Origin of the sequence: Mesorhizobium sp. (assembly GCF_024509055.1) — a bacterium.
In the GTDB taxonomy this organism is placed as follows: domain Bacteria; phylum Pseudomonadota; class Alphaproteobacteria; order Rhizobiales; family Rhizobiaceae; genus Mesorhizobium.
In genome coordinates, this window is sequence record NZ_JANINM010000384.1 from 1 (window position 1) to 22662 (window position 22662).

The 22662-nt window shown below is 64.2% G+C and carries 26 protein-coding genes and 1 riboswitch; of the genes, 8 read left to right on the forward strand and 18 right to left on the reverse strand.

The genetic code is table 11. From position 1 onward, the window contains the following. Positions 1-183: 183 nt before the first annotated feature. Together Q0L57_RS18470 and Q0L57_RS18475 are read right to left on the reverse strand one after the other, a co-directional pair. Complete coding sequence (locus Q0L57_RS18470) at positions 184-1425, reverse strand: class I SAM-dependent RNA methyltransferase (protein WP_296744599.1); 1242 nt, start codon at positions 1423-1425, stop codon at positions 184-186. Then, positions 1422-2195 (reverse strand): TlyA family RNA methyltransferase, encoded by a 774-nt coding sequence (locus tag Q0L57_RS18475; RefSeq protein WP_296744600.1) that lies wholly within the window; start codon positions 2193-2195, stop codon positions 1422-1424. The genes Q0L57_RS18470 and Q0L57_RS18475 overlap by 4 nt, the downstream gene beginning before the upstream one ends. A 109-nt stretch (positions 2196-2304) precedes the next feature. Between Q0L57_RS18475 and Q0L57_RS18480 the strand changes: the two genes are divergently transcribed. Further along, positions 2305-2706, forward strand: a complete 402-nt coding sequence (locus Q0L57_RS18480; RefSeq protein ID WP_296744601.1) for a GFA family protein — start codon at positions 2305-2307, stop codon at positions 2704-2706. Here Q0L57_RS18480 and Q0L57_RS18485 read toward each other — a convergent pair. The 6 genes from Q0L57_RS18485 to Q0L57_RS18510 form a co-directional block, all read right to left on the reverse strand. Then, entirely contained in the window at positions 2703-2978 is a 276-nt protein-coding gene (locus Q0L57_RS18485) for a hypothetical protein (RefSeq protein ID WP_296744602.1), read from the reverse strand. The two genes, Q0L57_RS18480 and Q0L57_RS18485, sit on opposite strands and share 4 nt — an antisense overlap. A 149-nt stretch (positions 2979-3127) precedes the next feature. After that, the gene (gene dxs / locus Q0L57_RS18490) at positions 3128-5041 is read right to left on the reverse strand and encodes a 1-deoxy-D-xylulose-5-phosphate synthase (RefSeq protein WP_296744603.1); all 1914 of its coding nucleotides are present in this window, start codon (positions 5039-5041) and stop codon (positions 3128-3130) included. 115 nt (positions 5042-5156) lie between these two features. Next, positions 5157-6077 carry a pirin family protein gene (locus tag Q0L57_RS18495; protein WP_296744604.1) on the reverse strand — a complete coding sequence of 307 codons (921 nt, stop codon included), beginning with the start codon at positions 6075-6077 and terminating at the stop codon, positions 5157-5159. Between the two features lie 9 nt (positions 6078-6086). After that, entirely contained in the window at positions 6087-6353 is a 267-nt protein-coding gene (locus Q0L57_RS18500) for a DUF2277 domain-containing protein (protein ID WP_296744605.1), read from the reverse strand. 191 nt (positions 6354-6544) lie between these two features. Further along, a complete protein-coding gene (locus tag Q0L57_RS18505; RefSeq protein WP_296744606.1) occupies positions 6545-6796 on the reverse strand; it encodes an exodeoxyribonuclease VII small subunit in 252 nt (83 codons plus the stop codon). Positions 6797-6799: 3 nt separating this feature from the next. Next, positions 6800-7726, reverse strand: a complete 927-nt coding sequence (locus tag Q0L57_RS18510; RefSeq protein WP_296744607.1) for a histone deacetylase family protein — start codon at positions 7724-7726, stop codon at positions 6800-6802. 115 nt (positions 7727-7841) lie between these two features. After that, positions 7842-8023: riboswitch (cobalamin riboswitch) on the forward strand. A gap of 41 nt (positions 8024-8064) precedes the next feature. Between Q0L57_RS18510 and bluB the strand changes: the two genes are divergently transcribed. Beyond that, the gene (gene bluB, locus Q0L57_RS18515; RefSeq protein ID WP_296744608.1) at positions 8065-8802 is read left to right on the forward strand and encodes a 5,6-dimethylbenzimidazole synthase; all 738 of its coding nucleotides are present in this window, start codon (positions 8065-8067) and stop codon (positions 8800-8802) included. A 15-nt stretch (positions 8803-8817) separates the two neighbouring features. Here the strand turns inward: bluB and Q0L57_RS18520 are convergent, their stop codons facing one another. Further along, positions 8818-9801, reverse strand: a complete 984-nt coding sequence (locus tag Q0L57_RS18520; RefSeq protein ID WP_296744609.1) for a hypothetical protein — start codon at positions 9799-9801, stop codon at positions 8818-8820. A gap of 132 nt (positions 9802-9933) precedes the next feature. Continuing rightward, positions 9934-10542 (reverse strand): TetR/AcrR family transcriptional regulator, encoded by a 609-nt coding sequence (locus tag Q0L57_RS18525; protein ID WP_296744610.1) that lies wholly within the window; start codon positions 10540-10542, stop codon positions 9934-9936. Between the two features lie 121 nt (positions 10543-10663). On the opposite strand from Q0L57_RS18525, the gene Q0L57_RS18530 reads away from it, so the two are divergent. The 3 genes from Q0L57_RS18530 (at position 10664) to Q0L57_RS18540 (ending at position 12877) form a co-directional block, all read left to right on the forward strand. Then, complete coding sequence (locus tag Q0L57_RS18530; RefSeq protein ID WP_296744611.1) at positions 10664-11896, forward strand: MFS transporter; 1233 nt, start codon at positions 10664-10666, stop codon at positions 11894-11896. A 62-nt stretch (positions 11897-11958) separates the two neighbouring features. After that, positions 11959-12411, forward strand: coding sequence for a MarR family transcriptional regulator (locus Q0L57_RS18535; RefSeq protein ID WP_296744612.1), 453 nt, complete (start codon positions 11959-11961; stop codon positions 12409-12411). A gap of 136 nt (positions 12412-12547) precedes the next feature. Further along, positions 12548-12877, forward strand: a complete 330-nt coding sequence (locus tag Q0L57_RS18540; protein WP_296744613.1) for a hypothetical protein — start codon at positions 12548-12550, stop codon at positions 12875-12877. Between the two features lie 16 nt (positions 12878-12893). Here the strand turns inward: Q0L57_RS18540 and ribB are convergent, their stop codons facing one another. Both ribB and aroC read right to left on the reverse strand, forming a co-directional pair. Then, positions 12894-13994, reverse strand: coding sequence for a 3,4-dihydroxy-2-butanone-4-phosphate synthase (gene ribB, locus Q0L57_RS18545; RefSeq protein ID WP_296744614.1), 1101 nt, complete (start codon positions 13992-13994; stop codon positions 12894-12896). 109 nt (positions 13995-14103) lie between these two features. Continuing rightward, the gene (gene aroC, locus Q0L57_RS18550; protein WP_296744615.1) at positions 14104-15213 is read right to left on the reverse strand and encodes a chorismate synthase; all 1110 of its coding nucleotides are present in this window, start codon (positions 15211-15213) and stop codon (positions 14104-14106) included. A 181-nt stretch (positions 15214-15394) separates the two neighbouring features. On the opposite strand from aroC, the gene Q0L57_RS18555 reads away from it, so the two are divergent. Further along, positions 15395-15658, forward strand: a complete 264-nt coding sequence (locus Q0L57_RS18555; protein WP_296744616.1) for a DUF1344 domain-containing protein — start codon at positions 15395-15397, stop codon at positions 15656-15658. 33 nt (positions 15659-15691) lie between these two features. On the opposite strand, the gene Q0L57_RS18560 is transcribed toward Q0L57_RS18555, so the two are convergent. The 5 genes from Q0L57_RS18560 to Q0L57_RS18580 form a co-directional block, all read right to left on the reverse strand. Next, positions 15692-16288: a hypothetical protein gene (locus Q0L57_RS18560; protein WP_296744617.1), complete on the reverse strand. Its 597-nt coding sequence runs from the start codon at positions 16286-16288 to the stop codon at positions 15692-15694. Positions 16289-16468: 180 nt separating this feature from the next. Next, the gene (locus Q0L57_RS18565; protein WP_296744618.1) at positions 16469-17056 is read right to left on the reverse strand and encodes a histidine phosphatase family protein; all 588 of its coding nucleotides are present in this window, start codon (positions 17054-17056) and stop codon (positions 16469-16471) included. 49 nt (positions 17057-17105) lie between these two features. Then, positions 17106-17924, reverse strand: coding sequence for an enoyl-ACP reductase FabI (gene fabI / locus Q0L57_RS18570; RefSeq protein WP_296744619.1), 819 nt, complete (start codon positions 17922-17924; stop codon positions 17106-17108). A gap of 108 nt (positions 17925-18032) precedes the next feature. Further along, positions 18033-18962 (reverse strand): J domain-containing protein, encoded by a 930-nt coding sequence (locus Q0L57_RS18575; RefSeq protein ID WP_296744620.1) that lies wholly within the window; start codon positions 18960-18962, stop codon positions 18033-18035. A 101-nt stretch (positions 18963-19063) separates the two neighbouring features. Continuing rightward, positions 19064-19528 (reverse strand): RT0821/Lpp0805 family surface protein, encoded by a 465-nt coding sequence (locus Q0L57_RS18580; RefSeq protein WP_296744621.1) that lies wholly within the window; start codon positions 19526-19528, stop codon positions 19064-19066. Positions 19529-19556: 28 nt separating this feature from the next. Between Q0L57_RS18580 and pdxH the strand changes: the two genes are divergently transcribed. Continuing rightward, positions 19557-20186, forward strand: a complete 630-nt coding sequence (gene pdxH, locus Q0L57_RS18585; protein ID WP_296744624.1) for a pyridoxamine 5'-phosphate oxidase — start codon at positions 19557-19559, stop codon at positions 20184-20186. A 7-nt stretch (positions 20187-20193) separates the two neighbouring features. Here the strand turns inward: pdxH and Q0L57_RS18590 are convergent, their stop codons facing one another. Continuing rightward, positions 20194-21228 carry a LacI family DNA-binding transcriptional regulator gene (locus Q0L57_RS18590; protein WP_296744622.1) on the reverse strand — a complete coding sequence of 345 codons (1035 nt, stop codon included), beginning with the start codon at positions 21226-21228 and terminating at the stop codon, positions 20194-20196. A gap of 95 nt (positions 21229-21323) precedes the next feature. On the opposite strand from Q0L57_RS18590, the gene Q0L57_RS18595 reads away from it, so the two are divergent. Next, entirely contained in the window at positions 21324-22517 is a 1194-nt protein-coding gene (locus Q0L57_RS18595; RefSeq protein ID WP_296744623.1) for a phytanoyl-CoA dioxygenase family protein, read from the forward strand. The last annotated feature ends 145 nt before the right edge of the window (positions 22518-22662 follow it).

Here is a 22662-nt window from a genome sequence, read left to right on the forward strand (position 1 = left end):
CACCATGGGTAAGAGCCAATGCTGACGAGGCCCTTCCCCTCCTCCAGCGAATCCAAAATAGACGGGCGCAAAGAGGCGGCTTTGCGGCGCGATTCTGGCACGGCATGCATGAGGCCGGATGGAACCGGCGACCTCAAGGAAATGTGATCGCGCTCCGCGTACGTCGTAGACGACCGGTGCCGGCTATCGGCGCTTCCTGGGTTTTTCCAGCAGCGCGACGGCCTCGACATGCGGCGACCACAGGAACTGGTCGATCGGCGTGACGGCCTTCAGTTGATAGCCGCCGTCAAGAAGGATGCGCAGGTCCCTTGCCAGCGTCACAGGATTGCACGAGACAGCCGCGACCAGGGGGACCTCGGACCGGGCAATCTGCTTCGACTGTTCCTCGGCGCCGGCACGCGGCGGATCGAAGACGATACCGTCGAAGGCATTCAATTCCTTGAAGGTGAGTGGCCGGCGAAAAAGGTCGCGCCGCTCATTGGTCACGCGCTTCAGACCGCTGGCGAAGCGGAAGGCGCGGTCAAGGGAGGCCAAAGCCGGCGCATCGGCCTCGACAGCATGGACCTCGGATTTCGCCGCCAGCCGCAACGCAAAGCTGCCGCAGCCGGCGAAGAGGTCGGCGACCCGCTTTGTCCGCACCAGATGCTGTCCAACTAGGCTCGCCATGGTTTGCTCGGCCGCTTCGGTCGCCTGCAGGAAGGCGCCGGGTGGCACGGCAACGGCAACCGATCCGAACTGCACCATAGGCTTCTTCGGCTCGACGACGATTTCGCCATCGACGGAAAGCCTGGCAAAACCCTCGGCCATGACGAAGTTGGAGGCGATGCGGCGCTGGTTGTCACCGAGCTTGCCGCCGTCCTGAACCGCGATGTCGAGACCGGAAGCGGTGGCCGTCACCGTCATATGAAAGGATTTCGACGTGGCGCAGACCAGGCCCGCCAGCAGGCGCAGGCGATCGAGGGCGGCGACGATCGCCGGCAGCGAGATCGGACACTCCTCGACCGGGATGATCTCGGAGGAGAGCGCGCGCACGAAACCGAGCAGCATCCCGGCCTCGGTGCGCCTTGCGCTGAAGACGACGCGGCGGCGGCTTTCCGGCCCGCACGGCACCAATGCCTCGGCCTCGCAGTCGATACCTTTGGATTTGAGCGCGTGGACGACCTTGTCGCGCTTCCACTGGCGATAGGCCTCGGCTTCGAAATGCTGGAGCGCGCAGCCGCCGCATTCGGTGAAATGGCGGCAGGCGGGATCGATGCGAAGCGGTGAAGCTTCCAGCACCGACATAAGCGTGGCGCGATCCTTCTGACGCGCGGCCGTGACCGTCTCTCCGGGCAGCGTGAACGGGATGAAGACCTCGCCGCCTTCGGCCATGGCGATGCCGTCGCCCTGCGCGCCAAGCCTGGCGATGGTGAAGCGCGTGCTCATCGCGTGGTTGCGTCCTTGATCGCCGCTAGCAGGAACTCGCGATTGCCGTCGCCGCCTTCGATCGGTGAAGGAATGAGCCCGAGCACGCGCCAGCCGGCAATGCCCGCCAGCCAGTCACGCAAACCGCCGGCCGTGCGTTCCGCTTCGGCATGATCCTTGAGCAGACCGCCCTTGCCGATCGCCTCGCGGCCCGCCTCGAACTGCGGCTTGACGAGCAGCAATGCCCTTGCACCGTTTGCGGCCAGCGCGAGCGCCGGCGGCAGCGCCAGCTTCAGCGAGATGAAGCTGACATCGCAAACCAGGAAATCCGGAATACGGCCGCCGAGATCGCCGCCTATCAGGTCGCGGGCGTTGAGGCCTTCGATCACCGTCACGCGCGGGTCGCCGGCGATATCGGCATGGATCTGGCCATGGCCGACATCGATCGCGGTTACATGCGCTGCGCCGCGTTCCAGCAGCACCTGCGTGAAGCCGCCGGTCGAGGCGCCGATGTCCAGCGCCTCAGCGTCCGAAGGATCGAGGCCGAAATGGTCAAGCCCGGCGATCAGCTTCAGCGCCGCGCGCGACACATAGGCCTGCGCCGGATCGTCGATGGCGATCAGGCGGTCCGGCGCGACCGCCTGGCCAGGCTTGCGGACAATAATGCCGTCAACGGTGACCGTGCCGCGCTCGATCGCGTCGCGGGCACGCGAGCGGCTGGCGAACAGCCCGCGTTCGACGAGCAGTTCGTCAAGCCTGAGGCGCGCATTGGCTGGCGAAGGCGAATTCATCGGCCTTCATTGGCGAAAGCCGGCCGCGAAGGCAATGGCCGCGCTTGTTGAATATGGAGCGGGACGCGGCACAATGCGGATGCGAGATGGCGCAGCCGAGGAGGAGCCGATGCTGAAGGGAACCTGCCATTGCGGTTCGGGCCACTGGACGCTCGAGGGCGACCCGGGCCCGATCACGGCCTGCAACTGCACGCTCTGCCGCCGCTACGGCGCGCTCTGGGCCTACGACTATGTCGACGAGCGTATCCGCATCGCAGGACCGATGGGTTCCTACACACGGGTCGGGGTGGCGCAGCCGGTGTTGGAAATCCTGTTCTGCCCCAAATGTGTCTGCGTGATCGCCTGGCGCGGCCTGCGCCCGGACGAAAACGGCCAGACACGGATCGCCGTCAATGTCAGGCTCGCCCCGCCCGAGGCCGTCGCCGACCTGCCGATTGACCATTTCGACGGCCTCGACACTTTCAACGACCTGCCCCGCGACGGGCGCTGCGTGCGCGATATGTGGTTCTAGAAAGTCGCCCGACGCTCTACGGCCGGCATCAAACCGCCATTGCTGGAAAGCTGCTTACGGGATGGTTCGGCGGCAGGAGCAGCCGGTGCGGATTCAGGCTGCACGACGAACTGGGGAACCTGCTTGTAGGAGAAGCCGCCGCGGATGTTGCCCATCTTGCTGGCGACGATATCCAATGCCGCTTTTTCGAGGTTGCGGTCGTAGCGCATTTCGGCTCCCGCCGGGGCGGCCATGACCATCACGAGGGCCATGCCGCAAAGGATCGACTTCATTGTTTTACCCCCTGCCTAGGACCAAGGTCTTAGCAGGGCGCCATTGAAATTCGGCCAAAAGACAGGGTAAGCGAACCGCCAAACGTAAGCGTTAACAAAAGGTTACAGTCGGAAGCCGGCAAACTGATTCAAAAAGTTGACGTTTCGATTCAGGCGCGCTGCGCCTGAACGCCGCGGCCGAGCGCGGCAAAAACGGTGCGCACGATGCCGGCCGTGTCGAGGCCCGCATCGGCATACATCTTTTCGGGCTTGGCGTGATCGGTGAACTCATCCGGCAAGACCAGCGGACGCACCTTGAGGCCGCTTTCCAACAGCCCTTCATGGGCGAGGAAATGCAGCACCTGGCTGGCGAAGCCACCGACCGCGCCCTCCTCCACCGTCACCAGAACCTCATGCGAGCGGGCGAGACGGCGAACGAGATCCTCATCCAGCGGCTTGGCGAAGCGGGCGTCGGCGACGGTTGTGGAAAGCCCGGCGGCGCCGAGCTCCTCGGCAGCCATCAGGCAATCCTGAAGCCGTGTGCCGAAGGAGAGAAGCGCCACCTTGGTGCCTTCCTTCAGGATGCGGCCCTTGCCGATCTCCAGCACCGAGCCACGCTCCGGCATATCGACGCCAACGCCGTTGCCGCGCGGATAGCGGAAAGCGATCGGGCCTTCATCGTAGGTGGCGGCGGTCCGAACCATGTGTCGGAGTTCCGCCTCATCGGCCGCGGCCATGACGACGAAACCGGGCAGCGACGCCAGATACGTCGTGTCGAAGGCGCCGCAATGGGTGGCGCCGTCGGCGCCGACGAAACCGGCGCGGTCGATCGGGAAGCGCACCGGCAGCTTCTGGATCGCCACGTCATGGACCACCTGGTCGTAGGCGCGCTGCAGGAAGGTCGAATAGATGGCGGCGAAAGGTCTGTAGCCTTCGGTGGCGAGACCGGCGGCGAAAGTCACCGCGTGCTGCTCCGCGATGCCGACATCGAAGGTGCGCGAGGGAAACACCTCGCCGAACAGGTCGAGGCCGGTGCCGCTCGGCATGGCGGCGGTGATCGCCACGATGCGGTCGTCCTCGCGGGCTTCCTGGATCAGGCTTTCGGCGAAGACCTTGGTGTAGCTCGGCGCGTTGGCGGGCGCCTTGGCCTGCGCGCCGGTTATGACGTCGAACTTGTTGACGCCGTGATATTTGTCGGCCGCGGCTTCCGCCGGAGCGTAGCCCTTGCCCTTCTGGGTCACGACATGGATCAGCACCGGCCCGTGGGCGTTGTCGCGGACGTTCTTCAGCACCGGGATCAGGTGCTCGAGATTGTGCCCGTCGATCGGACCGATGTGATAGAAACCCATCTCCTCGAACAGCGTGCCGCCGGTGACATAGCCGCGGGCATGCTCGACGGCGCGCGTGATGGCGCGGTCGGCGCGCTTACCGAGATAGGAAGTCAGCTTCTTGCCGACATCGCGCAGGCCGAGATAGGTCTTGCCGGAAGCGAGACGCGCCAGGTAAGCGCTCATGGCGCCGGTCGGCGGCGCGATCGACATGTCGTTGTCGTTGAGGATGACGACCAGCCGCGCGTCGAGCGCGCCTGCATTGTTCATCGCCTCATAGGCCATGCCGGCCGACATGGCGCCATCGCCAATGACGGCGATGACGTTGTTGTTGCCGCCCGAAAGATCGCGCCCCATAGCCATGCCGAGGCCGGCCGAAATCGAGGTCGAGGAGTGCGCGGCGCCGAACGGGTCGTATTCGCTCTCAGCTCGCCGGGTGAAGCCGGAGAGTCCACCCTCCTGCCGCAGCGTGCGGATGCGGTCACGACGGCCGGTGAGTATCTTGTGCGGATAGGCCTGGTGGCCGACGTCCCAGATCAGCCGGTCCGCTGGTGTGTTGAACACGTAGTGCAGCGCCACGGTCAGCTCGACGACGCCGAGTCCGGCGCCGAGGTGGCCACCCGTATGCGAGACGGCGTCGATCAATTCGGCGCGCAGTTCAGTCGCCAGCTGCGGCAGCTCGCTTTCGTCGAGCGCCCGCAGGTCCGCGGGGATGCGGACCTTGTCGAGTAGCGGCGTGTCGGGCTTCTGGTTCACTCTGGGGTGGCCTGCTGAAATCCTGAGCTTGCGCTAAGCTTCACCAATAAGCGCTGTGATCATGCGCGAAATATGCCGCTGGCGGTCGAATGTAAATGCGTGCCAGTGACGCGGCTCAACCTTCCGGCAGCGGAATGAATTCTTCCTCATCGCCAGGAACGATATCGAAGCGGCCTGTCTTCCATTCTTCCTTGGCCTGCTCGATGCGCTCCTTCGAGGATGAGACGAAATTCCACCAGATGTAACGCTTGGACCCCAGAGAAGCGCCGCCGAACAGCATGAAATGCGCGCCGCGCTCGGACGAAACGACGATTTCCTCGCCCGGCTTGAACACCAGAAGCCGCTCGGCCGGGAAACGGTCGCCGGCGATCGAAACCTCGCCTTCCAGGGTGTAGATGGCGCGCTCCTCGGCATCGGCAGGGATCTTCACGCTGGCGCCCGCCGCCAGACGCAAATCAGCATAGAGCGTATCGGAGGCCGTCGCCACCGGCGAGCGCAAGCCGGAAAAGTCGCCGATGACGACGCGGCCGCTGACGCCTTCGGCATCGATCTGCGGCAGGCGGATCATCGCCGTGTTCGCGAACACAGGGGCGATCTCCTCCTTGCCGTCAGGCAGGGCCAGCCAGGTCTGCAGGCCAGAGACCGACATCGGCGCGCCGCGCAGTTCCTCCGGCGTACGCTCGGAATGGACGATGCCGCGGCCGGCGGTCATCAGGTTCACGTCGCCTGGTGCGATAACCATTTCGGTGCCGAGGGAATCGCGGTGCCTGATCTTGCCGTCGAAGAGGTAGGTGACGGTGGAAAGCCCGATATGCGGATGCGGGCGCACGTCAAGCGCATGGCCGGCGCGCAGGATAGCGGGTCCCATGCGGTCGAAGAAGATGAACGGCCCGACGAGCCGGCGTTTTGCCGTCGGCAAGGCGCGGCGCACCTCGAAGCCGCCGATATCCTTGGCGTTCGGGACAACCATCAACTCGATCTGGTCGCAGGCGAAGGCATCGCCGGGCTCAGGATCGTTTCCCGGAAAAAAACTCATGGCTGCCCCTCAGGCGAAGCGAAGCGCCGACCTGGCTTTCGCCTTGGCGGCCTCTTCCTCGCGGTTGCGCGGTTCCTGGCTGGTCTCGAGCGAGTCGATCAATTCGCGGGCCGCGGCCGTGATCGCTTCCACGGCATGGTTGAAGGCATGTTCGTTGCGCTTGGAGGGCTTGGTCGTGCGGCTCAGCTTACGCACGAATTGCAGGGCGGCGTCATGCACCTCGTCATTGGTCGCCGGCGGCTCGAAGTTGAACAGGGTCTTGATGTTGCGGCACATGAGCTTGAACTCCTTACCTGTTTTCTGGTCCTGGCCGGTCCGGCATCATGCACCTCGGTGTGGTGAGATTCAGGTCAAGCCGTGCAGAAAATGATGGCAATCGAGAACCAGAGCGTAATTGAAGCGCGTGCGCACCGGAAGCGCGGGAGACGGCCATTCGCTGGCCAGCCTCGCCCGAATGCCAATACACCCTAGTCTGCGTCGAGCGGCTCCGTTCCCACCGGCTTGCCGTCGCGCGACAGCCTGATCTTCTCGACCTTGTCCTCGGCGGCCTTCAGCAACCGGTCGCAATGGGCCTTCAGCTCCTCGCCGCGCTCGTAGATGCGGATCGACTGGTCGAGCGGAACGTCGCCACGCTCCAGATCATCGACGATCTTCTCCAGCGCGTCGAGCGCCTGTTCGAAGCTCATCGCCTTGACGTCCTCATTGCCTTCCACAGCCATGCCTTATCCCTTCATCAGCCGCCCGACATGGGCGGCGACCGAAAATGCCAGTCCCTGCAGATCGTAGCCGCCCTCCAGCAGGCTGACGAGCCGGTTGCCGCTGTGGCGCCCGGCGCGGTCCATAAGCTGGCCGGTTGCCCAGTCGAAATCATCCTCGGTCAGGTTGATCTCGGCGAGCGGATCGCGATGGTGCGCGTCGAAACCGGCGGAAATGATGATCAGATCCGGCGCGAACGCATCGATCGACGGCAGCACGCGCGACAGGAATGCGTCGCGGAACACCTCACTACCGGTGCGCGGCGCGAGCGGCGCGTTGACAATGTTGCCGGCGCCGGTTTCGCTTTTCGCACCGGTGCCGGGATAAAGCGGCATCTGGTGAGTCGAGCAATAGAGCACCGACGGATCGTCCCAGAAAATGTCCTGCGTGCCGTTGCCGTGGTGGACGTCCCAGTCGACGATGGCGACGCGCTCTGCCTGATGCTTCTTCTGCGCGTAGCGGGCAGCGATGGCCGCCGTGTTGAAGAGGCAGAAGCCCATCGCCGTCGTTCGCTCGGCGTGGTGGCCGGGCGGACGCGCGGCGACGAAGACGTTGCCGGCGCGGCGCTCAAAGACATCGTCGACGGCGGCGTTGGCGGCGCCGATCGCCGTCATCACCGCCTGCCAGCTCTTCGGGCTGGCGCTGGTGTCAGCGTCGATCGAGACGATGCCGCTTTCGGGGATCGCGGCGCGCACGCGGGCGACGAAATCCTCGGGATGCGCGTAGAGGATGGTCGCCTCGTCACCTTCCGGCGCCCTGATACGGTCGAGCGCCGAAAAAGCCTCATCGTCCAGCACGCGTTCGATGGCGCGCAGACGGTCCGGTCGCTCCGGATGGCCGGGCGACGTGATGTGTTCCAGGAAGATCGGGTGCGTATAGAGACGGGTTGTCATGGCCCCTAATCTAGGCACCTGCGGCCTGGATGGCCATGTTTCAATACCGATTGGCTGGGGAAAATCGCGCCCCGCCATGTCGCTGGCGACATTGGCACCGCCGGCGCTTCGCGATAAGGTCGCTTCGCTGCCTGGTGCCCGCGACGCGCGGGAGAATCGGGAACACGGTTGAAATCCGTGGCGTGCCCAACGCTGTGAGGGGGACCGCGCCGGCAAAAGCCACTGTCTCAGGACGGGAAGGCGCCGGACGCGGGACGATCCCAAGCCAGAAGACCGGCCCGGCAGACATGGTCTTGCGCTTGGTCAGGCGCCGGATTGCTGTCGCAAGGGGAAAAGCGATGACGGCACCAACAACCGCCGCCGGCGGTGATGACTTTGACCAATCGGCGCGTGACGCCGTCTACCGGGCGATGTTCACCAGACGCGACGTACGCAGCCACTTCGTTGCAGGCGAACTCGACGACGCCGTGCTGGCGCGGCTGCTCACCGCCGCGCACCACGCACCGTCGGTCGGCTACATGCAGCCATGGAATTTCATCGTCATCCGCGACGGCGAGCGGCGGCGACAAGTGCGCGACCTGTTCCTCGCAGCGCGGGAGCAGGAACTGCCGGCGATCGAGGCCGAACGGCAGGCTCTCTACCGCAAGCTGAAGCTCGAAGGCATCTGCGAAAGCTCGCTGAACCTCTGCGTCACCTGCGACCGAGAGCGATCGAGGAACTCGCCGCTGGGGCGCTGGCACAATCCGGAGATGGACCTCTACAGCACGGTCTGCGCGGTGCAGAACTTCTGGCTGGCCGCGCGCGCGGAAGGCGTCGGCGTGGGCTGGGTAAGCATCATCGAGGCGGACGCGCTGAAGCGGCTCTTGTCGATCCCCGACCATGTGACGCCGATCGCTTATCTCTGCGTCGGCCGGGTCTCGGAATTCGCGCCCAGGCCGGACCTCGAAGCGCATGGCTGGGGCCAGCGCCTGCCGCTCCCAGACCTGGTGATGAGCGAGACTTTTCACGGCGCCGGCGAAGCGCCGCTCAAATCGGCTATCGCAAGGCTTTGCGGCGCAAGCAGGCCGACGCGCTGAGCGGCCCGGCGTAGTTCAGGCTGCCCGCGGCGTGTCCCAGCGCGACTTGCCGCCGAACGAGCCAAGAGCCTTGTCGCGGAGCTCCCTGAACTTCGAGGAAGCTTCGGCCAGGTGCCGATCCCATTCCGGATTGGGGACCTGCCCCTCGATGGCGTCGAAATAGACCTGCATGAGCGAGGCGATGGCGAAGGGCTCGATGAATGCCGCCTTGAACGCCCAGGCAAAGACGATGGCCAGCACGAAGGCCCAGCCGGCAAGCTGTCCCGGCATGAACCACAGGATCGCGCCGGCGGGCGCCAGCATCAGAAGGAAGATGACGAAGGACACGCCCCACATGATCACCGCCAGCCAGACAGCGTTCTTGACCATGTGCTTGCCGTTCTGCGCGTAAAGCACCACGCCTTGCCTCGCCGTCTCGAAGGGCGAGCTTGAATTGATGCGGATGTTGTAGCCCAGGATGATCTCGTCGACATAGGTCAGCGAGATGCGGATCACCGTGTTGACGAAACCGACCAGACCGCTCAACCCCGGAATGGGCAGGAAAGCGGCGATGCCGCCGATCAGGCCGGTGATGGCGCGGATGGCGCCCTTGACCAGCTGGTCGATGACGAACAGCACATTGGCCTCGGCGAAACGCTGGGTCACGACCTCCTTCGCATAGGCGATCTGGTTCTGGCCGTCGGGGACATCATGGCCGTCGATCAGATGGACCATGACGGCGATATGGCCGGCCTTGAGGACGTAGAGGATATATTCGCGGATCCAGTAGACGGCGATCGAGACGACGCCGAAGCCGACCACACCGCCCCACAGCGCGAAGGAGGCTGGTCCGTCAGGATCGGTCGAGATGTGGCCGACACCGTAGCCGACACTGGCGCCCGTGCCGGTCGCCATGATGTAGGCAAGCGTGATGCCGAAATAGACGATCATGCGAAAGACGATGAAAGGCCATGTCCGCATCATGATGGACACCGACCTGCCAATGCTGAAGTCCCACATGCCCCCGACTCTCTCACCTCAGAGTTGGACGCCGAGGATGGCCCCGCCCCGGCGAAAGTCAATTCGGCCCATGCCTGGCCGCCGGCAAATCCGGTGCAAAAGGCAGACTGACGAAAAGTTTCGGGCCACGTGCTATCCAGCCGCCGAGCCGGACTTCCGCAGCAAGCCTTCGAGCAACTGCTTGAAAGCCGCCACCACCTTCTTCGAAGTCGCTTCGGGGTCCGTCGAATTGGCAATGCGTTGAGACGCCTGGCTGCTAGCGCCGTTGATGAGGCGCGCGGCGGTTTCGGGGTCGAGGTCGGGAACCACGACGCCCTCCCGCTGCAGCTCGGTCAGATGACCGGTCATTGAAGCGACGCAGGCATTGGCGTTCTGCCATTGCGCCGGATCACCCAGCACCGCGGGGCCGTCACGAAACATGATGCGCTGGATTTCAGGCTCCAGCGCCATCTCGATATAGGTGGTGCATTCGTCGACGAAATGCTGCCAGCGCGTCGGCGCCCGCGCCGCAACCTCGTTGACCCGCGCCGCCATCTCGCCATCGATCTCGGCGATCACAGCCTGCAGCAGCCCCTTCTTGTCGCCGAAATGGTGATAGAGCGCGCCCCGCGTAAGCCCCGCCGAAGCCGTGAAATCGTCCATCGAAGCCTCCGCGTAGCCTATCGTGCCGAAGGCCTGGCGGGCAGCGGCGATCAGCTTGGCGCGGGTCTCGGCGATCATCTCCTTGCGGGGTCTGTGCATGGCTTCTGGCTCTACTGACATACGCTTCGTATGCCAATTGACATACGCAGCGTATGAATTATCTGACACTCATACGCTGCGTATGTAATTGTGGCGACCTGCCTTGTCGAGGATCGAGACCATGCGAAACCCATATTCGGCAATCTTTCAGGCTCCCGGCACGAAAGGCTTTGCGGCCGCCGCCTTCGTCGCGCGACTGCCGATCGCCATGGCGCCGATCGGCATCGTGGCGATGCTGTCGCAGACGCATGGCGAATACTGGCTCGCGGGCGCCGTCTCGGCCACCTATGCCCTAGTCAACGCCTTCCTGTCGCCGCAGGTGTCGCGGGTGATCGACCGGCTGGGTCAAAGCCGGGTTGCGGTGCCGGCGACCATCGTCTCTGTTCTTGCCTTCTATGCCTTGATTGCGGCCGCCAACCGGCACTGGCCGATCTGGACACTGTTCCTGACGGCGCTGCTCGCCGCCGCAATGCCCAGCATCCCCGCGCTGGTCAGGGCGCGCTGGACGGAAATCTTCCGCGACCGGCCCGAACTCAACACCGCCTTCGCCTTCGAATCGGCGGCGGACGAACTGGTCTATGTCGCCGGCGCCTCGCTGTCGGTCGGCTTGAGCGCGGCGTTGTTTCCGGAAGCCGGCATGCTAGTGAGCACGCTGCTGCTTGCCCTGGGGTCGGCGGCATTCCTGCTGCAGCGCTCCACCGAACCGCCTGTCCGTCCGACCGAGCAAGGCGCGTCGGGCTCCGCGATCCGCCTGCGGCCGGTCCAGATCATCACCTTTGCCCTGATCTTCGTCGGCGCAACCTTCGCCACCACGGAAGTGACCACAGTGGCGATGACCAAGCAGCTTGGCCAGCCCGAGGCGGCAAGCCTCGTCATCGGCGTCTATGCGCTGGGATCCTTCGTGCTCGGCATCATCGTCGGCGCGCTCAACCTCAAGGCGCCTCTGCAGCGGCAACTGGCCGTCGCCGTCGCCGTGATCGCCGTCACCACGCTGCCACTGCTCTTTGCCGAAACCGTGCCAATGCTCGCTCTCGCGGTCTTCGTCAGCGGGGTGGCGATCTCGCCGACCTTCATCACCGCTTTCGGCCTGATCGAGCGCCATGTGCCCGCCGCGATGCTGACCGAGGGCGTCACCTGGGTCACGACTGGCATCGGCATCGGCATGGCGCTGGGCTCCTTCGCCGCCGGCTGGATGGTCGACACGTGCGGTCCGCAGAACGGTTTCTGGGTCTCCGTCGCCGCCGGCGTGATTGCCTTGGGCACCGTGCTCGCCGGTCAATGCCGACTGGCGACGCCGGGATGCGACCTTGACGGTGGCGAAGCGACCTTCCCGGCGGCCTCGGTCAGCCGATAAAGACAGGTAAACTACCAAGTCTAACTTGACAGTTTACCTGTATACATATCACCATGCCTGCCATGGACAATCATCCGGAAGAAGCCCGCTCCACACGCGCCACCGCTCTGGCGGCCGATTTGCGAGGCCTGGTCGGCAAGCTGAAGCGCCGTCTGCGCGAAGAGACGGATGTCGGCGATCTGACGCCGTCTCAGGTGTCGGTGCTTCTTCGCCTCGAAAAGGACGGGCAGGCCACAACGTCGAGCCTTGCCCGCGCCGAGGGCATGCGCCCGCAATCCATGGCCCCGGTGATCGCCGCGCTCGAGTCCGCGGGCCTGGTGAGTGGCGCGCCGGATCCGGCAGACGGGCGCCAGACCCTTCTCTCGCTCACCGACGCCTGCCGGCAATGGGTCGAGGAGGGACGCGCGGCGCGTCAGGATTGGCTGTCGCGACGGCTCCAGGCGCGGCTTTCCGCCAACGAGATGGAAGTCGTCGCCAAGGTGGCGGAACTGCTCAACCGGCTCGTCGAGGACTGAGTATCCATGCGCCGACAGGACATCTCGTGACGCTGACGACTCTTGGCCCGAACACCGCCCTGACCGGCATCGAACCACACGGGGGCTCGCCGCCGCGCCTTTCAACCACCCATTCCAAAAACGAGGAGCGCGCGACATGCCGTGGCTTGATCTGGTGTCCTATTTCTTCGGCGGTGCGTTCCTGGCCAACGCCGTCCCGCATCTCGTCAGCGGCATGATGGGGAGGCCGTTCCAAAGCCCGTTCGCCAAGCCGCCGGGACAAGGCTTCTCCTCGTCGACCGTCAACGTGTTCTGGGGCTTCTCCAACCTCGTGGTCTGTTATCTTCTCGTCTGTCGCGTCGGCGACTTCGCGTTGCGCGATTCGGTGGACGCCGTAGCGCTCGGACTCGGCGTCTTGCTGCTGGCCGTGACCACGGCGCGGCGGTTCGGCCGCTTCAACGGCGGCAACTCACCCGACCGCGCTTGAGGATGCTGAAGCTAGTTCAGAGTATCTCGGTCTTGGCGATGTGGATGCCAAAGCCTTCGAGACCAACATAGTGGCGCTCGCGCGAGGCGATGAGGTTGATCGAGGAGATGCCTAGATCCTTGAGGATCTGCGCTCCCAGCCCGATCTCGCGCCACTCGTTCTCACGGCGGCGCGCTTCCTCGTGATCCTCGCGGTCGCCGCTGGCGGGCCGCTTGCGCTCCTGGTGGGCGACGCCGACCGAACCCTCGCGCAGATAGACGATGACGCCACGCTTGCGCTCGCCCATCGCCTGCATGATGCCGTCCAGCCGGTGGCTAGTGCCGAACACGTCGGTGACGACATCTTCCGAATGCAGGCGAACCGGCACATCCTCGCCGTCGCGGATGTCGCCGAAGACGACCGCGACATGATGCATGGAATCCCAGGGCAGCGTGTAGGTGAAAACCTGCGCCTTGCCGCCGGGGGTATCGATGTCCGAGCAAGCGACGCGCTCGACCAGCGTTTCCTTGCGCTGGCGGTAGGCGATGAGATCGGCGACCGAAACCTGCTTCAGACCGTGCTGTTCGGCGAAGGCCTGCACTTCAGGCCCGCGCTTGACCGTGCCGTCGTCGTTGACCAGTTCGGAAATGACGCCGATCGGCGGCAGGCCGGCGAGCTTGCAAAGGTCGACCGCCGCCTCGGTATGGCCCGAGCGCATCAAGACCCCGCCTTCGCGCGCGATCAGCGGGAAGATATGGCCGGGGCGAACGAAATCCGACGGGCCGACATTGCCGTTGGCGAGGTTTCGCACGGTGAGCGTTCGGTCGTCGGCGGAGATGCCGGTGGTGGTGCCGTGCTTGAAATCAACGCTGACGGTGAAGGCGGTGGTGTGGGCGGAATCATTGTCCGCCACCATCGGCGCGAGGTTTAATCGCCTGGCGTCCTCGCGCAGCATCGGCGTGCAGACGATGCCGGAGGTATTGCGGACGATGAAGGCCATCTTTTCCGGCGTGCAGTGAACGGCGGCGACGATCAGGTCGCCCTCGTTCTCGCGCCCGTCATCGTCCATGACGACAACGATCTCGCCGCGCTCGAAAGCGCGGATCGCTTCGACGATCTTCTTCTGGTCGTATGGCATTGGGCGCTCGCTTCGCTCGCAGGGAAATATGGGAGTAGGGCAGTAACGGAGTAGGGAAAAGGAAAAAGTTTGGCGTCGCGAATTGCGACGCAACATATCACCTTACTGCCTACTCCCCTGCTCCCTTCCCGGTCTGTCCTCGATGCCGCAGGTAATGGTCGGCGATCGCGCAGGCAACCATGGCCTCGCCGATGGGAACCGCGCGGATGCCGACGCATGGATCGTGCCGGCCCTTGGTCATGACGTCGACGTCGTTGCCGTCCTTGTCGATCGACTTGCGCGGTGTGAGGATCGAGGACGTCGGCTTGACCGCGAAGCGGGCGACGATCGCCTGGCCAGTCGAGATGCCGCCGAGGATGCCGCCGGCATTATTGGAAAGGAACACCGGCTTGCCGTCATTGCCCATGCGCATCTCGTCGGCGTTCTGCTCGCCGGTGATGCGGGCGGCCTCGAAACCGTTACCGATCTCGACGCCCTTGACGGCGTTGATCGACATCAGGCCCGAGGCGATGTCCTGGTCGAGCTTGGCGTAGATCGGCGCGCCGAGCCCGGCCGGCACGCCCTCGGCGACGATCTCGATCACCGCGCCGACGGATGAACCGGCCTTGCGGATGCCGTCGAGATATTGGGTGAAGACGGGAATGGAAGCCGGGTCAGGCGTGAAGAACGGATTTTCGGGATCGCCTATGAAATTCCAGTTCCAGTTGGCGCGGTCGATCTGTTTTTCGCCCATCGAGACCAGGGCGCCACGCACCACCATGCCCGGCACCACCTTGCGGGCCAGCGCGCCGGCCGCCACGCGCGCCGCCGTCTCGCGCGCTGAGGAACGGCCGCCGCCACGATGATCGCGCAGCCCGTATTTGACGTCGTAAGTGTAGTCGGCATGGCCCGGCCGGTACTGGCGCGCGATCTCGCCATAGTCCTTCGAGCGCTGGTCGACATTCTCGATCATCATCGATACCGGCGTGCCGGTGGTGATCATCGTGACGCCGTCCTCGTCGAGGATGAAGCCCGAGAGGATCTTGACCTCGTCCGGCTCGCGGCGCTGGGTGACGAAACGCGACTGGCCGGGGCGGCGCCTGTCGAGCTCGGCCTGGATATCCTCCCGGGTGAAGCGGATGCCGGGCGGACAGCCATCGACCACGCAGCCGAGCGCAGCGCCATGGCTTTCGCCCCAGGTGGTGACGCGGAACAGGTGGCCGAATGTGTTGTGTGACATGAAACTACGCCCTGCCGGCACCGGGCCGGTCAAGGCTGCCTTCTATTGGCGTTTTCCACAGTGGTCAAACTGTGATCTGGCGGATTTAGTTTTGACACATTCGGTTGATTTCTGCTCTCTTCCAACCGCCGTTGAGGATCCGCCGCTAACCAGCCGGCGCAATGACCTAAAGAGGACGATAATGCGTACCCTGATTGGCGCTGTTGGCGCCATTTTGCTGATTTCCACCGCCGCCGCATTCGCCGGCCAGACCGAAGGCCTCATCAAGAAGGTCGACAAGGACACGCTGACGCTGACGCTGGACGACGGAAAGTCCTACAAGCTCAATGCCGAAACCGACCTCGACGCCCTGAAGCCCGGCATGGACATCGTCATCGCCTATGACGTGACCAATGGCGAGAACGTCGTGACGGATATGCAGTTGCCCGACAGCGACCAGAATTAGGCCGCATCCTGATCAATCAAACAACGGAGCTCGTCATCCGGCCGCAATTGCGATGGCTTCATCCTTCGCTTTTTCGAGGATAGGCGATCCGGGAGCTATGGCGAACTGCTGGCAAAACGCGTCGAGGTGATGTTGGCCCTCGTTCAACCGCCCCAGGGCGATTAAAACGAGGCCCCACGCCAAGTCAGTCTGCACGTAATTCTCCAAAGAAAAACGCTTGAACTCCATCTTTGTCCGTCGCTCGAAAGTGTCGGCGACATCCCGCAGTGTCGTGATCTTCGACCAGTCCAGTCGCGCGGCTTTCACAGCGGCCGATGTAGACCGCTTGACATGATAGTCGCGGTCATTGGCGTAGAAAGAACACCAGCCGGGAATCGACTCTGACGAGTCGATGGGGTCGATACAGAGATCAAAGGCGGCCGACTTTGCCGTCCTTTTCCACTTAAGTTTTCCACCGGCGAAAATCGGCACAAAGTCGACCGACACGCCCCAGCAAGCAGAAAAAGTCATTCCTTTCATCGCCTGAAACTTCAGCAGATAGCGCATGTGGTCTTTCGGCTCGCTCACCCAGAGCAAATCGCCCACTCGCTGAAAATCCGGCGCCGAGGTATCCGCCAGCACCTCTGCCACTATGTCGCCCAGAACCTGTCCGCGGCGAGTTGGGCGACCTAACTCAGGCCGTCGGCGAAATCTCTCGATAAAACTGGAGAACATGCAGTCTCTTGGCAGCCCTGGAAATGGTAGGCTCAGCATGGCAGGCAAGCATTGCCGACTACAACGATCAATTCGTTACCAACTGGCCAGCGGACCTCATAACCACTCCAGGCTGCGGCCCTCCAGCCGCAGCAGGCGATCCTGCGGGATTTCGAGGCCTGCGGCTTCCTTCTTCGAAGTGCCGGCGACCAGGCGAAACAAGCAGCGCATGACGCCGCCATGGGTGACGCAGATCGTCGGCTGACGAAGCGCGTCCAACCACGGCTTCACCCTATCGAGCAGCATCTGGTAGCTTTCAGCGCCGACGCCGGGCGGCTGGAAGTCCCATTTGGCGGCGCGGCGACCATCCGTGCAGCCCGGATGGCGTTCCTCGAGCTCGGCGAAGGTGAAACCCTGCCAATCGCCGAAGCTCAGCTCCACGAGACGCGGGTCGGTGCGGTAGGCTGTGGGATCGAGCCCCATCGCCGTCCGCATCAGCACCATCGTTTCGCGCGTGCGCCGCATCGGGCTGGCGACAAAGTCGAAATCCGCTGGATTGCGGACCAGTTCCGCCAGCCGATGCCCGTTATTCGCGGCCTGCTTGCGGCCAAGCGCATTGATGTCGGTGTCGGCTTGTCCCTGGAGCCGATGCTCGGCATTCCACTCCGTCTGACCGTGGCGCGCGATGTAGACGAGCGGATACATCAGGTCTTCCGAGGTCGGGCCAGGGCCTGGGACGAGTAAGCTAAGCGGATTATTCCTTGACGGTCGAGATGTCCGGCGCGTCGACCGCCTTCATGCCGACGACATGATAGCCCGAGTCGACATGGTGGACCTCGCCGGTCACGCCGCGTGACAGGTCCGACAGGAAATAGACGCCGGAATCACCGACCTCTTCCTGCGTCACCGTCTGCTTCAGCGGCGCGTTGTACTCGTTCCACTTCAGGATATAGCGGAAGTCGCCGATGCCGGAGGCCGCGAGCGTCTTGATCGGTCCGGCCGAGATCGCGTTCACGCGGATCTTCTTGGCGCCGAGGTCGACGGCGAGATAGCGCACGCTGGCTTCAAGCGCCGCCTTGGCGACGCCCATGACGTTGTAGTGCGGCATGACCTTCTCGGCGCCGTAATAGGTCAGCGTCAAAAGCGAACCGCCTTCGCTCATCAGCGGCTCGGCGCGCTTGGCGATGGTGGTGAATGAAAACACCGAAATGTCCATCGTGCGCAGGAAGTTGTCGCGCGTCGTCTCGACATAGCGTCCGGTGAGTTCGTCCTTGTCGGAGAAAGCGATGGCGTGGACGAGGAAGTCGAGCTTACCCCAATGACTGGCAATATCGTCGAACACCGCGTCGAGGCTTGCCGGGTCGGTCACGTCACAATGGCCAGCGACATGGGCGTTGAGCTCGGCCGCCAGAGGCTCGACGCGCTTCTTGAACGCTTCGCCCTGATAGGTCAGCGCGATCTCGGCGCCATGATCGACACAAGCCTTGGCGATGCCGAAAGCGATCGACCGATTGTTCGCGACGCCAAGGATAAGGCCGCGCTTACCGGCCATCAGGCCCTGTCCACCCGCCATGTGCAAGCTCTCCGCAAGAATATCCGCTTCGTGAAGAGCCCTATCGCACAGGCACAAAGCCCCTTCAAGCTTTCAAAACGGACTGCGGCGGGGACAGAACTCTGTCGATCAGCCTTTTCGGCGACGCATCAAGGCCTCGAGCTCGCTGTCGCCGCCTTCCGGCAGCATCAGCCGCACATGCGCGTAGAGATCGCCATGGCCGCCTGCCTTTTCCGGCAAGCCCCTGCCCTTGAGGCGCAGCACCTTGTCGGAGCTCGACCATGCCGGAACGTTGACCGCGAGCTTGCCGGTCGGCGTCTCGACCGCCACCTTGGCGCCGAGCACCGCGTCGGCCAGATCGACGGGAAGGTCGACATGCAGGTCCCGGCCCTCGATACGGTAGCGCGGATGGCGGCGAATATGGATCTTGACCAGGGCGTCCCCGGGCTGGCCCGGACCCTGCTCGCCCTGGCCCTTCAGGCGGATGGTCTGGCCGTCCTCGACATAGGCCGGCAGCTTGACCGCCACCTTGCGGCCGTCGGGGAACATCGCCGTCACCTTCTCGGCGGCGGCTGCCTCCTCGATGGTCACGTCCAGCGTGACGTTCAAATCAGCGGCCTGGGCAGGCTGGCGTCGGTCGCCCCGGCCGGCGCCGCGCGCGCCCGCAAAGGCATCGCCGAAGATCTGGCTGAAAATGTCGCTGTTGCCGTCGAACGGATCGCCGCCCGGGCGGCCCGAACGAAATTCGAAATGCGCGCCGCCGGGGCCTTGCTGGCGGCGGAATCCGGCGAACGGGTCGCCTCCGCCGGCAGCGCCCTCGAAGCCCTGGAATTTAGGCTTGCCATCGGCGTCGATCTCGCCGCGATCGTAGGCAGCGCGCATCTTCTCGTCGCCGACGATCTCGTAAGCCTGGTTGGCGGCGGCAAAACGGTCCTTCGCCTTGGGATCATTCGGGTTCTGGTCCGGATGATGCTTCTTGGCGAGCTTGCGGTAGGCCGATTTTATGTCCTTGGCCGATGCGTTCTTGGCAACGCCCAGCACCTCATAGGGGTCGCGCATGCTTCCTGCCTGCAAGAGAGATTGAGTTCATGGGTCGCTCCCTATATGCGCTCGCATAGGAAGAAATTCCAGAGGCGCAAGGCCAGATCAGCGGCTGAAAATCAAAGAGCGGTGAAGGCCTGCATGTGCCAGCCGCCGGCGCCGGCCATGCAGAGCTCACCCTTGTACAGGGCGACGCCGTCGAAGCTTTCCCGCGTGGCGGTGAAACTGCGGCAGGTCAAGCCCGCATCCTTCAATTCCACCAGCTCCGTGATCGTCCCGCGCGAACCCGTGCCGGAGTTGGCCCACGGCACGGCCTGGCCGCCGAGCTCCTTGATGTCGGCGGAGGAAACCGCGTTGCCGATGGTGGTCTGGTCGGAGTCCTTGTCGTTGGCGGCCGGCACGGCGGGCGACGCGTTCGTGCTCGAGGTGACGATCGAACGGTCGACCTCGGCCTTCTCCAGGCTGAAGCCGCCTGCGCCGCAGGCGGCGAGTGGCAATGCCAAAGCCACGACCGCAGCCTTGACGCTGGCCGAAGCGATAGCGCTCCATTGCCTGCTGTCAAAAGCTTGCGCGATACGCGACAATCGGCGAACTCCTCCAGCAACGGTAAAAATTCGGAAAACTATGAGCGAAACTGAGTTAACAAGCGGTGACTTTACCGAGGCGGCCGAGCCTTTCCGGCTTTTTGCCGCATGGCTGGAGGACGCCGGCAAGAGCGAGCCCAACGATCCCAACGGCGTGGCGCTGGCGACCGTCGATGCCGAAGGCATGCCGGATGTGCGGATGGTGCTACTCAAGGGATTCGATGAAAAGGGATTCGTCTTCTACACGAATTTCGAAAGCGCCAAGGGCAAAGAGATTCTTGGCAGCATGAAGGCGGCGATGTGCTTCCACTGGAAATCGCTGCGGCGCCAGGTGCGCATACGCGGACCGGTGGAGATCGTCAGCGACGCCGAAGCCGACGCCTATTACGCGACGCGGCCGCGCGGCAGCCGCATCGGCGCCTGGGCCTCGAAACAGTCGCGGCCGCTGGAAAGCCGTTTCGCGCTGGAGAAGGCGGTGGCCGAATACACGGCGCGCTACGCGATCGGCGAGATTCCGCGGCCAAAGCACTGGTCGGGCTTCCGAATCCTGCCGCAGACCATCGAGTTCTGGCACGACCGCCCGTTCCGCCTGCATGACCGCGTCGTCTTTTCGCGCAACGCAGCCGGCGGCTGGAACAAGACCCGGCTTTATCCCTGACACCGATCTACAGCCATGCCGCCGTCTGCGGCAGGTTGAAGGGCGTGATGATCTGGATGCTGGCCATGCCCGACACCGGCGATTTCGGCAGCAGCCCGTGCGCCCGCATGACATGCAGGCAGGCGTCGCGCATATCCTGGCCAAGATCGTGGTGCAGCACCGCGCTGATGCGCCCGGCGCGCAGAAGGGCAAGATTGTCGGCGTCGAGATCGTGGCCGACAAAGGCGCGGCATCGGCGGCCCAGCGAGGCGAAAGCCTCGACGACCGCCCGATTGCCACCGCCTATCGAATAGACGCCTTCAATGTCGGGATGTTCGCGCAGGGCATTTAGCGCGAGCATGCCTGTGTCTCGATCGAGACCATGGCCCTCGCTGACCTCGATGATGCCGAGCGCGGGATAGCGCTCGCGAAGCGCCTGCCTGAAACCGATCTCGCGCTCTTCCTCGCCGCGGAAACGATTGCTGCTGATGGTCACCAGGATGCGCGCCGGTCCGCCGCCGAGCCATTCGCCAATCAGATAGGCGGCAGTCTCGCCCGCGGCGCGGTTGTCGATGCCGACATAGGCCTGCCGCCCGGTGTCGGGCAGATCGGTAACCAGCGTGACGACGGGAATGCCGGCGCCGACAAGCCTTGCGGCCGCCGCCCTCACCTCGGCGACGTCTGGCACCTTGAGCAGCACGCCGTTGCTGCCGCGGCGCCGCAGGGCCTCGATGATCGCGACCGTATCCTCGACGCCGCGCGTCTCGGCGAAATGGTAGCGCGCACGAAAGATCACGGGCTGCAACGACGGCATCGCCTGCTCCAGCCCCTGGCGGACAGCCTCGCTGAAGCGCGAGGGCGCCTCCATGACGACGTCGAGGACAAGCTTGCGGCCGGAGAGGCCGATCTGATCGCGTTGTTTCTCCAGCTCGCCGATGGCCTGCTTCACGCGACGCACAGTGTGCTCGCGAACGCCCTGCCTGCCGTTCAGGACGCGATCGACGGTCGCGAGGCTGAGGCCAGCCTGGAGAGCGATATCCTTGACGAGAAAGGGGCGCGACATCTTCTGAGGTGTTTTTGAGGTGTTTCGGAGGAACATGGCACCGCAGATTGCGGTATACCGCGTCGAGTACCGGGACAGCAACAGGAGGATGCGTCATGAAGGCCGACAACCTAGCCAAGATCAGGTCCGCCCGGGTCTGGTTGACGAAGGACCAGTGCGACATCGAAGGCTTTCGGGCGATCGTCGAGCAGACGACCAATCCCGCCGACTACCCCTTCGCCGCGAGCGTGGAAAAGAACGTGCTCATCTATGACGGCGATGCCGTCCGCAAAGCGGTGGCCGATCCCGAGACGCGCAAGGCACTGTTGGCGGAATGGGTGGAGGCGCTCACCAGCGGACCGGGCGTGGTGGCCTTCAAGAAGGCTTTCGCCGACACCGCGCCGATCGACACCGCCACCAAGCTCTTCAACGAGATGATCGCCGAGCAGCATGCGACCGGCACCGGCGGCGGCGACCATTTCGCCAAGCCCGGCGCCAATGACCGCATCTGGAACGCGCTGGAGAAATTCTGCTTGCGCGACCCGCAGGCCTTCGCTGCCTATTATGGCAACGACATCATTGCGCTGATCTCCGAAGCGTGGCTCGGCCCGGCCTACCAGGTGACGTCGCAGATCAATTGCGTGAACCCCGGCGGCGCCGCGCAATCGGCGCATCGCGACTATCATCTTGGGTTCCAGACGCCCGAAATCATCGAACGCTATCCCGTGCATGTGCACAGCATCTCGCCGGTGCTGACGCTGCAGGGGGCGGTCGCCCATTGCGACATGCCGCTCGAAAGCGGGCCGACGCTCTATATGCCCTATTCGCAGGCCTATCTGCCCGGTTACCTCGCGACCGGCCTTCCGGAGTTCAAGGCGTATTTCGCCGATCACCATGTGCAGCTCGATTTGGAAAAGGGCGATGCGGCGTTCTTCAACCCTGCACTGTTTCACGCCGCCGGCAACAACCGCTCCGCCACCATCCGCCGCATGGCCAACCTGCTGCAGGTTTCATCGGCCTATGGCCGCGCCATGGAAAGCGTCGACCGTACGAGCATGAGCCGTGCGCTCTATCCGGTTATCCAGGAGATGCTGGCCAAGGGAACGATTTCGGCGACAGCGGCCTCGAACGCGATCGGCTCGACAGCGGAAGGCTATTCCTTCCCGACCAATCTCGATCGCGACCCGCCGATCGGAGGACTGGCGCCGGAGACGCAGCAAGCGCTGTTCCACCGCGCGCTCGACGCCAACTGGACTCCGGAAGCCTTCGGCAAGGCGCTGGACGAACAGGCCGCCAAGAAGCTCACCTGAGACGGCAGAGTCTGCTACGGCGGGGCGCTGCCCAGGCTGGGAGTTTGGCTTAGAACCTACGCCTTCTTCCGGTTCATGAAAGCGGTGAGCACCGCCAGCGCCTCTTCGGACGTCAGCCGCTCCTTGAAGTGCTCCTTTTCGAGCT